The following is a 7,742-nucleotide window of genomic DNA, read 5'->3' as shown; positions in this document are numbered from 1 at the left end:
TACTTTTGTGAACATTTGATAATTTAAGTATTCACTGACCGAAGTCAGCGGCACCTTCATCAAACGCCCACACTTATCGACTGTTGATTGTTAAAGAACTGTGTTCTGTACTACCTTACTGCACCGTACGAAGCGTTGTGTTCGTCAGCAGCAGAGGAACGAGATTATGCAGTGTTTCGCTTAGCTCGTCAACCCCTTCTTTGTTTCAGCGCAGATTTCTCTGCGGACCTTGCCAACGTAACCATTTGATTACGTTAACCTTTTTCGGTCCGGCCTGACGGCCTTCGTGAAGCGGAGGCGCACTATAGCAAATGTTCATACGCTCCGCAAGCCCCTGCTACCCTGGAGGCGTGCGTGTACGCTTTTGCAATGGCAGGTATATTGCGTCCCGTACCGGTACGCCAGCTCCCTGGCTACCCGCCGCAACTGGAGACCAGATGACATCCCCCCAATTCCGCCGCAGCGCCATCGCCGCAGCATGCCTGTGCGCCCCGCTCTGCGCCGCCGCCGACGCTCTTCAAGAGCCGCTCAATGTCGTGGTGGTCAGCGCCACCCGCTCCGAACACACCAGTTTCGACCTGCCCGCGGCGATCGACATCGTCGATGCCGCCCAGATCAGGGACACCCAGCCGCGCGTGAACGCCTCCGAAGCCCTGGCCGCGGTGCCCGGCCTGATCGCGCGCGACCGCCAGAACTATGCGCAGGACCTGCAGATCTCGTCGCGCGGTTTCGGCGCCCGCTCGGCGTTCGGCGTACGCGGCGTGCGCCTGGTCGCCGACGGCATCCCGGCCACCATGCCCGACGGCCAGGGCCAGGCCGCCACCTTCAACCTCGACGTGGCCGAGCGCATCGAAGTACTGCGCGGGCCGTTTTCCGCCCTGTACGGAAATCACTCGGGCGGCGTGGTCCAGCTGTTCACGCGCGATCCCAAGGGCACACCCAGCGTGGAGACCAGCTTCGCCGCCGGCAGCGACGGCCTGCGCAAGCTCGACGTCAACGCCCAAGGCACGGCCGGCAAGGTCGGCTACCTGCTGGATGCGTCGCGCTTCGACACCGACGGCTACCGCGCCCACAGCGCCGCCACCCGCGACCAGGCGTATGCCAAGCTCGTGGTCGAACCGAGCGGCGACAGCCGCCTGGTGATCACCGCAAGCGGCCTGCGCCAGGACGATACCCAGGACCCCTTGGGCGTCACCTGGGCTACCTACCAGCGCGACCCGCGCGCCGGCGAGATCGACACCACGGACACGCAGTCGCCCCAGCGTACCCTGGCCGATCGTTATGACACCAGGAAAAGCATCGACCACCAGCAGATCGGCCTGTCGTGGGAGCAGCGCTTCGGCCCCGACCGGCTGCTGCTCACTGCCTATGGCGGCAACCGTCGCGTGGTCCAGTACCAATCCTTCTCGCGCGGCTTCCAGGCGCCGCCCACACACTCGGGCGGCGTGGTCGACTTCGACCGCGACTTCCACGGGATCGATGCGAACTGGCGCATCACGCGGCCACTCGCCGGCGGCACGCTGCGCGCCACGATCGGCATGGAAGTGGCCCGTTCGGTCGACGCGCGACAGGGCTTCGAGAATTTCGTCGGCAACAGCTTCGGCGTGAAAGGCAATCTGCGCCGCGACGAACGGAATGAGGTCGGCAGCGCCGACCCGTATGCCCAGCTGGAATGGGAAGGCGGCCGCTGGGTGCTTACGGGCGGCCTGCGCCGCAGCCGGGTGAGCTTCGACGTCAGCGACCGCTACCTCGCGAACGGCAACGACAGCGGCAGTGTCGACTACCGCCATACCTCTCCCCTGGCGGGCGTGCTGTACAAGGTCTCGCCCGCGCTGAACGTCTACGTTAGCGCCGCACGCGGTTTCGAGACCCCGACCCTGAACGAGTTGTTCTACTCCGGCACCGGCGCCGGCTTCAATTTCCGCCTCGCGCCAGCCATCGGCACCCACCTCGAAGCGGGCGCCAAGGTCATGCTCGCGCCCGGCGTGCGCGTCAACGCCGCCATCTTCCAGGTTCGTACGAAAGACGAGCTGGTGGTCGACAGCTCGTCGGGCGGGCGCACCAGCTACCGCAACGCCAGCGCCACGCTGCGCCAGGGCGGCGAGCTTTCGCTGGATGCGCAGCTGGGCAGCGGCTGGAACGCGCGCCTGGCCCTGACTGCACTGCGCGCCATCTACGATGAGGGCTTCGGCGCCGTGCCCGAAGGCAGCCGGCTGCCGGGCATCCCGAAGACCAGCCTGTACGGGGAACTTGGGTGGAAGGAGCAGTCCGGCCGCTTAGGCGCGGCGCTCGAGACGATCGCCAATGGCCGCGTGTATGCGGAAGACACCAATACGGCCACGCCCGCCCCAGGCTACGCCATCGTCAATGCCCGCGTCCAGGCGAGCCAGCAACTGGGCGGCTGGCGATTGAAACAGTTCGCGCGCCTGAACAACGTGTTCGACCGCAGCTATGTCGGCTCGGTCATCGTGGGCGACGCCAGCCGCCGCTATTACGAAGCGGCCCCGGGCCGCAACTGGATCCTGGGCGCAAGCGCGCAGTACCAGTTCTAGGCCTCGACTGTGGTAACGGGCGTTGACAGCGCGACGCCCGGATAGAGCCTGGCCAGGATCGCGTCGGTCGCGGGGACCAGCACCGCTTCCACCAAGCCGGCCGCCGGCGCAGCATCGGGTGCGGCGCGCACAGCCTGCCACAGGTTCGGCTGACTGTTCGCCGTTTCGCCCAGGGCGCGCTCGACTTCGGCCTGCCAGAAGGCGGGCGCCTCGCCTTCGACCCAGTTGCCGCGCCCGCGGCCGAAATGCGCCACGGCCAGGTAGCGCAGCACGGCGCTCACCAGCAGCGACTGGAGGAAGGGATCGGCGAACTGCACGCTCGGCTTGTCGCGGTCCGTTCCCTGGTTAAAGCCCCAGGCAGCGCCGGCCATCGTCAGGCCGCCCACGATGGCGCCGAGCAGCGCGCCGGCGCCCATGGTCAGGCCACCCGCCATCATGTCGGCCGACAGGCCCGTGGCGGCTCCCGACACCACTGCGCCGAGCAGGCCGGCCTGGGCCTTGTCCACCGGCGCCCGCACGGCGAAGTTGTCGCGCACGCGCGCATTGATCGCAAGGGCCTGGCCCGGGTCGATCCGGTACAGGGCCAGCATGCGCGCGGTCGCGCCGTTGATGCGGTCGTTCAGGCGCTCGACCAGGGCGGCCATCGCCACTTCCTGCCGCCGCTGCTCGTCCTTGCCCATGCCCACCGCCTTGAGCGCGCTGCGCAGGATGTTGCGCCCCTCCTGGGCGATCGGCTCGACGTCGCGCGCCGCGGCGGCCAGTTGCTCGGCCGAGACGCGCAGGGCGCTGGCGTAACGCTGGCGGTTGGCGGCGGACCAGGCCTCGAGCAGGCGCCCATAGCCGGCCTGCTTCGCCGGATCGATCAGGCGCCCGATCGCCTCGTAGAACACGTGTTCGTGCACCCAGCAGCGGGCAAAGGCGTCGAGCGGCAGCACGTCTTTGACCACCGGGAACTGCGCCAGGTGCTGCCGCCAGCGCGCCTGCTCGCTTGATTCCTCGGCGCCGGGACGGGGCGGCCCCATCTGGTTGAGCAGCACCGCGACCGGCTTGCCCAGCCACTCGAGGATCTTCATCTCGGACGGCAGGTAGCCGGCATCCTGTGGCGACTCGGACGAGTTGACCAGGTAGAGGATGACGTCGGCTTCTTCCTTGGCCGCGCGCAGCGCCTGCTGGCTGAGCCAGAAGGGGCGGTCGCGGTAGCGGTCGAACACCTCGCGCAGGAACCAGCCGATCGGGTTGCCCGCCATCGACAGGCGTTTCAACAGGCGCACCGAATCCCCGAAGCCGGGCGTGTCCCACAGCAGCAGCGTGTCGCCGGCGTCGCTTTGCTGCAGCGGGTGCGCCTCGGCGAATTGCGTCACGTGAGCGGCGTCGCGCACTTCGCCCACGTCCATGCCGACCAGGGTGCGCGCCAGCGTGGTCTTGCCGTTGTTCGTGTGCGAGACGAGCGCGAACTGGATCTTGACCGGTTCGGCGTGCTTGGCAAGGTCCGTCATCGCAGCTCCGGCAGGGTGAGTCCGGCGCCCAGTTCGAGCGGATGCTTCTCGGGTTGCAGCAGGTTCACGAAGGTGGCCGAGGTACCGTGGAAGCTGCAGAACTGGCGCCACAGCGCGGTTCGTTCGGCTACGCGGGCCGCATTGCCCTGCCCTTCGCCGATGCGTTCCACCAGCGCCGACTCGTCGACCAGTACGGCGACGCCGCGGCGCACCCGCTTGCCGAGGTAGTCGAGGAAGGCGCCGTGGTTTTCCTTCTCCGGTGTGGCGGCAAGGCTGAACAGGACCGCGGTGACGGTAACGCCCGCTTCGTCGAGCGCCGTGTCGCGCAAGGCATCCTTGGGCTCGACACCGTAGGCGACGCTGGGCCGCAGCTGGACCCGCGCCTGTGCGCCCAGGGCGCTCGCGGCGAGCGCCCACAGGCCACGGTCGCGCGCTTCGTCGAGGTTGTAGCTGTAGGGGAGCACACGCAGCAATGCGGGACTGCCGGCGCCGATACTGTCGGCCAGCTTGCGGTAATACGGCTGGTCGAGGTCGAGCGGGAAGCGGCGCGCAAGGCCGCGTGCGCGCCAGGCGGCGAATCCGGCCAGCAGCAGGCGGGGCAGCACGACGATCAGCAGCAGCGTGGCGCCGTACAGGTGTACCCACCGTTCGCCGCTGGCGGCGTTGACAGGACGGCCGAAGCGCAGCAGCTCGATCTCTGCCAGTGAGAAGCCCTGCAAGAACGGGAACACATTCATCGCCGGCATGAACAGCCAGGACAGCAGGCTGTGCACCTGGCGGCCGTCGAGGAAGGTGCTCTCCCAGCCGACCACGTACTGGGTCAGCAGGCCGCGCGCATACAGCGAGGCGATGGCGCCGAGCGCGAAGCAGGCTGCCGCCAGGTGGACCGTGCGGCTCAGGCGCGCACGGGTAAGCGGCTCGCTGAGCGCCGCCCATTCGGACATGAACGAGGCGATGCCTTCAGCCATCGGCGCGGGCAGCTTGCGCGGGACGGCTGCCTTGCCGACGCTCAGGCGGCGCAGCAGGTTCGGCCCGGCCCAGCCGTGGCGCTTGCCAGGGATGAGTGCGAACACCAGCATGCCGAGGTAGACCAGCAGGTTCCAGCCGATGATCAGGAGGAAGGGCGCGGACAGCAGGTCGATGCGGTGCGGATAGGCGATGCGGTCGATCGCCGCGCCGGACAGGAAGGCCAGGAAAGGCAGGGCCAGCCAGACACCGCCCAGGCCCAGCCTGCGCTTCGCGAAGGCGCCGAAGGCAGGCGAGCGCTCGCCCAGGCGCTTCAGGATCTGTTCGGAACGCTGCTGCAGGAAGTGATGCTGGGTGACGGCCGTCTTGCCGTCGGCGGCTTGCCAGGCGGCGAGTTCCTTCGCACTGCGGCTTGCATACTTGCGGTCGTCGTCACTCAGCACCTCGTGCTTCGCGTCGGCAGTCTCGATAGCGTGCACCAGTACGACATTGCGGGCAACCTGTTCGTTCATGCTTCTCCTGTCATGGTTGAAATGGCAAGGCTGACAGCTGCATTGTGCCCCAGATTGGGGAAGGAGACAGTTCGGGCGCTTGCGGTGGCAGCCGGCAGGCGTAAAAAAACCCGGGGAACCCGGGTCCGCAATGTCTGCGCCGGCGTTCACCCGCCGGGATTCTTCTTGTTCGGCTTGCTGCCGAAGTCTGAAGCAGGCAGGTCGGGCCGGCTCTCGAGCCGCTTGTCGCCGCCCTGCCCTGAATCCGACTGCTGCGACCCCGCATGCTGGTACTGCTCCATGCCCCCCGCGCCGGATTGCTGGGCTTCACCCAGGCGGTCCTGCTCGGCCTGCGCCTGCATCCGCTGCCCGCGCTGGCGTGCGCTCCATCCGGTGTGGACGGCGCCGGCGCCGCCGCGCTGGCCGCGGCCACTCGTGTCGGACTGCTGCGAGCCGGTATGAGCCATGGGGAAAGGCGATTCCGGACCGCCGGGCATTACGGCGCCTGGTGCGCGCGTCTGCATGCTGCCTTCGGCAACCGTCACGCCTTTCGGCTTATGGATACCGCGCGCGCGCTTGTCTCCACCCTGGTTCTTTTCTTTCGATTTCATGATTCCTCCTTCGCTTCGCTGAACGATGGATTGATCATGCGCGCCTGTACGGGGGTGCTGTATAGGAGCAACCTCCGAACAAGTGTAGGAATCACCGTACGGTTACGCCTCAGATAAGGAGGCCGTTCTTGCGGCACAGGCGCCAGGGTTTTTCAGGAGGTATTCTGAATACATTGAACTGGCGAAGGAAGGCTAGTAGAGGCTGCTAGGATTTTCGCTTGCTATGCAAAGAGGAAATACCATGAAGCCTTGCCCGTTCAAGTCCTGCGTGTTCTTCCTTCTTTGCCTCAGCCTTGCCGCGACGGCCGGCCCGTCCGGAAAACGAAGGGCATGGATCACAATGGGCGACGCCGCTTTCCGCCATGCGAAAACGCTCCTGCCTGAGCTGGTGTCGATCGACAGCCGCCGGTTGCGCGTCGGCGGCGGATCGGACAAGGTGCATGCCATCGTCATGGATGAAGCCGGGCTTCTCGACATGGCTGGCGCCATCCATCAGCGCACCGGGCAATGCGGGGGCTTCATGTACCACGCCAGCGAAGCCGAGGCGCGCGCAGCCCTCGCTGCCGACCGGCGCCGCGCTCCCGCGCCGGAGCGCTCATACGCGCTGCAGCGGCGCGAGATCGTGGAACCGATGTTGGCCACCATGCAGGAAAAGAACATCGAGGCGACGATCCTGGCCTTGAGCGCCTTCACCAACCGATATTATGCGAGCCGGTCCGGCGTCGAGGCGGCGGATTGGCTGTTGTCGGCATGGCGCGCGCTGGCCGCCGACCGTGACGACATCACAGTCGCCCTGTTTCCCCACAAGGGTTTTCCTCAGCCTTCCGTCGTCTTGTCGATTGCCGGCACGGATCTGGCGGATGAAAGCGTCGTCGTGGGCGCCCATCTGGATTCGATTATCGGCATCGGGATGAGCGATACCGCGCGGGCGCCCGGAGCGGACGACAACGCGTCTGGCATTGCGGGCATGACCGAAGCACTGCGCGCCTTCATCGGCAGCGGCTACCGTCCTCGCAGGACGGTTCACCCCATCGCCTATGCGGCGGAGGAAGTGGGATTGCAGGGATCGCAGGAAGTCGCACGCCAGTTCAGGCAGGCGAACCGGAAGGTAGCCGGGGTGCTGCAGCTCGACATGACCAATTACATGGGAGCGCCGAACGACATCTACCTGATCACCGATTACACGAGCAGCCAGCAGAATGCCTTCATTGCCCAACTGGTGAGCACCTACTTGCCAGGGCTGAAGCTGGCTTACGACAAGTGCGGTTACGCTTGCTCGGATCACGCGAGCTGGGATGCGCAGGCTTATCCGGCATCGATGCCCTTCGAATCCTCGCTTGCGCGCGATAGTCCTTATATTCATACGGCCAGGGATACCCTGGCGAATTCGGGCGGGCAGACTGCGCACGCGCTGAAGTTTGCGCGTTTAGCCGCGGCCTACATCGTCGAACTGTCGGGCCAGTAGGTGATGGCGTCCCGTATCGCCATCCGGACGGCGGCTCGTGCGTGCAAACGCAAAAAAGCCCATCCAGGTCACTGGATGGGCTTTCTCTTATAACTAGCCTGACGATAACCTACTTTCACACTGGTTGCAGCACTATCATCGGCGCAAAGTCGTTTCACGGT

At 66.3% G+C, this 7,742-nt stretch carries 5 protein-coding genes; 2 read left to right on the top strand and 3 right to left on the bottom strand.

Annotation, left to right across the window (positions count from 1 at the left end; all coding sequences use genetic code 11):
• Window positions 1-437 precede the first annotated feature (437 nt).
• The gene (locus tag AC56KL_RS23130; RefSeq protein WP_497182528.1) at window positions 438-2,552 is read left to right on the top strand and encodes a TonB-dependent receptor family protein; all 2,115 of its coding nucleotides are present in this window, start codon (window positions 438-440) and stop codon (window positions 2,550-2,552) included.
• Here AC56KL_RS23130 and AC56KL_RS23125 read toward each other — a convergent pair.
• The 3 genes from AC56KL_RS23125 to AC56KL_RS23115 form a co-directional block, all read right to left on the bottom strand.
• A complete protein-coding gene (locus AC56KL_RS23125) occupies window positions 2,549-4,048 on the bottom strand; it encodes a DUF3482 domain-containing protein (protein WP_497182527.1) in 1,500 nt (499 codons plus the stop codon). The genes AC56KL_RS23130 and AC56KL_RS23125 overlap by 4 nt on opposite strands.
• Window positions 4,045-5,526, bottom strand: coding sequence for a DUF2868 domain-containing protein (locus tag AC56KL_RS23120; RefSeq protein ID WP_497182526.1), 1,482 nt, complete (start codon window positions 5,524-5,526; stop codon window positions 4,045-4,047). Before AC56KL_RS23120 ends, AC56KL_RS23125 begins: the two co-directional genes overlap by 4 nt.
• Before the next feature lie 146 nt (window positions 5,527-5,672).
• Window positions 5,673-6,116 carry a hypothetical protein gene (locus AC56KL_RS23115; RefSeq protein ID WP_497182525.1) on the bottom strand — a complete coding sequence of 148 codons (444 nt, stop codon included), beginning with the start codon at window positions 6,114-6,116 and terminating at the stop codon, window positions 5,673-5,675.
• Window positions 6,117-6,357: 241 nt separating this feature from the next.
• Between AC56KL_RS23115 and AC56KL_RS23110 the strand changes: the two genes are divergently transcribed.
• Window positions 6,358-7,581 (top strand): M20/M25/M40 family metallo-hydrolase, encoded by a 1,224-nt coding sequence (locus tag AC56KL_RS23110; RefSeq protein WP_497182524.1) that lies wholly within the window; start codon window positions 6,358-6,360, stop codon window positions 7,579-7,581.
• Window positions 7,582-7,742: the final 161 nt, after the last annotated feature.

The sequence above is a fragment of the Telluria sp. ZB4P34 genome (assembly GCF_059686055.1).
The sequence above is the reverse complement of the archived record's forward strand: the minus strand, read 5'-3'. Positions and strand labels throughout refer to the sequence as shown.

Bases quoted from the DNA above. Each gene is read 5' to 3' on its own strand.
- AC56KL_RS23120 (WP_497182526.1), bottom strand. From the start codon at position 5,526: ATGAACGAACAGGTTGCCCGCAATGTCGTACTGGTGCACGCTATCGAG.
- AC56KL_RS23125 (WP_497182527.1), bottom strand. From the start codon at position 4,048: ATGACGGACCTTGCCAAGCACGCCGAACCGGTCAAGATCCAGTTCGCG.
- AC56KL_RS23115 (WP_497182525.1), bottom strand. From the start codon at position 6,116: ATGAAATCGAAAGAAAAGAACCAGGGTGGAGACAAGCGCGCGCGCGGT.
- AC56KL_RS23130 (WP_497182528.1), top strand. From the start codon at position 438: ATGACATCCCCCCAATTCCGCCGCAGCGCCATCGCCGCAGCATGCCTG.
- AC56KL_RS23110 (WP_497182524.1), top strand. From the start codon at position 6,358: ATGAAGCCTTGCCCGTTCAAGTCCTGCGTGTTCTTCCTTCTTTGCCTC.